Annotated in this window: 2 protein-coding genes; both read left to right on the forward strand. The window is 50.3% G+C overall.

All coding sequences use genetic code 11. The features are described from left to right. On the forward strand, positions 1–513 hold a 513-nt coding region (locus C7H09_RS08135), incomplete at its 5' end, for a hypothetical protein (RefSeq protein WP_106762068.1). A gap of 174 nt (positions 514–687) precedes the next feature. Beyond that, a complete protein-coding gene (locus C7H09_RS19745) occupies positions 688–1,179 on the forward strand; it encodes a beclin/Apg6 coiled-coil domain-containing protein (protein WP_133166214.1) in 492 nt (163 codons plus the stop codon). Positions 1,180–1,701 lie beyond the last annotated feature (522 nt).

Below are 1,701 nucleotides of genomic sequence, written 5' to 3' on the forward strand. Positions count from 1 at the left end.
GCGTTATGTGCAAGGAAAGCTCGCAGAATCATGAAGGCTTTAAAGATTATTGGAGCAATTGCCGTTGCTATAATCGGAGCGTGGTACCTATTCGAGGATTACTGGTATAGAAAAGCTATTCCAGAAAATATTAGTCTCAGTTACCGCATTTCTATCACCTCGGATTCTGGGCTTAGGGAAGGTTGTGGTACGGCCGTCTACAAATTGGGCGGTAAAACAGCAGAAGCTATCAAAGAGCAAGGTGTTAAGTTTTTCAAGGAGTCAGGCCAGGCTCGCGGTCATTCTGACCAGTACTATGCATATGGCGAGTGGATGGAAACTCCCAGGGATGACTGGAGCAGGTCGGAAAATTGGTCATATGAACTGCTTTGCGGCGGGAGTATCAGTGGCTCTTTGTACGACGACATCGTAGAAAGTGGACGAACCGGTGGTTCGTATTATTCGTTCACGGATGAGGCTGTCCTGATGGTGATACCCGACAAAAAGCTGGTGGTTTTCAGTCACAATGGTTAAATCACATAACCAGTGCAGGCACGGCGACGCCTACTACATTGCGCCTTCGGCTCCATTCCGTAGGCGCGCATGCTGCAAGCGTTAGCAAAATTTTCTGACACTTGAGTAGTCTGCGTTTCTAATTTCTTAAATCTGTCATAGGTGAGTATGTAATAATTTGTGAGGCAAGCAGGCATGGACGATCTTCTTGAATTGCTCATAATATCTAGCGTCGTATTTGGGCCGGTGATTTTTGGAGCAATTACGCATTGGCATCGCGTTCGCAACGCCCCTTGCGGAAGGTGCAAGGGTACTGGATACCTTCCTCAATATAAGCATGTTCATAATGGTGTTTGCTTTCGTTGTAATCCCCCTCCATCCATGCTTGTTAGCCCTCAGGAGCGTCTAGAAAAGCAGAAGGCTGCAATTCAGAAGGAAATTGAGGCGCAAAAAGCGGAGGCTAAGTTTCTTGCAGAAGAGGAACAATTTTACCGATCGCACTCCAAGTCGGAACTTATGGAAATGTGGGAAAGTCGTGGTGATCTCAACCTCACTGACGGAGAGTTAGCAATTTTAAGAAAGGTAGTCAGAGAGGCTATGGGCATTACTCCCGCCCCCACAATTTCGCTTAAAGTTTGCGGCGATTGCGGAATGGTTGGAAGTAACTGTAGTTGTCGAAGAGTTTGAATGAGCTGTATTCGCGGGTCAGCATTGAAAAATGCTAACAAAGCCAGTCACGGCGACGTCTACTACATTGCGGCTTCGCCTCCATTTCGTAGCCGCGCATGCTGGCGGCGTTAATGGCAAAGGCCTCGGTCTTTTGGGTGGCCGTGTGCCAGTGGCCTTGGCACCGGGCTTTGGTAGCTAAACCCGGCAACTCGGTGAGTGCCAAGGCCAGCAGAGTCCGCGTCCGGTTTGGCAGCTTTAATCGTCAGAGGCGTTTGTAGCAAATTCGGTGTTCACCGTTTGGGGCTGTCCGCCGACAATTTATTCTGGATCTGGTACTTTTGAGTACAGGTTCATCCACCGCTGGCTTGGCGGTGGTTTTAAACAAACCGTACCGGCGCAAGCCGGTGCGAGGTAACGGAGTAGGCCGTCATGGTCAGTGCCAGGGAGCAGGCAGCGTCAACACCCTGCCACTAACCAGCCGGTCAACCGGACGCCAAAAGCGTACCGCTTTTGGTTCCCTCCGCTGGCGCTCCGGCGCCG

The sequence above is a fragment of the Marinobacter fuscus genome, from assembly GCF_003007675.1.
Taxonomy (GTDB): Bacteria; Pseudomonadota; Gammaproteobacteria; order Pseudomonadales; family Oleiphilaceae; genus Marinobacter; species Marinobacter fuscus.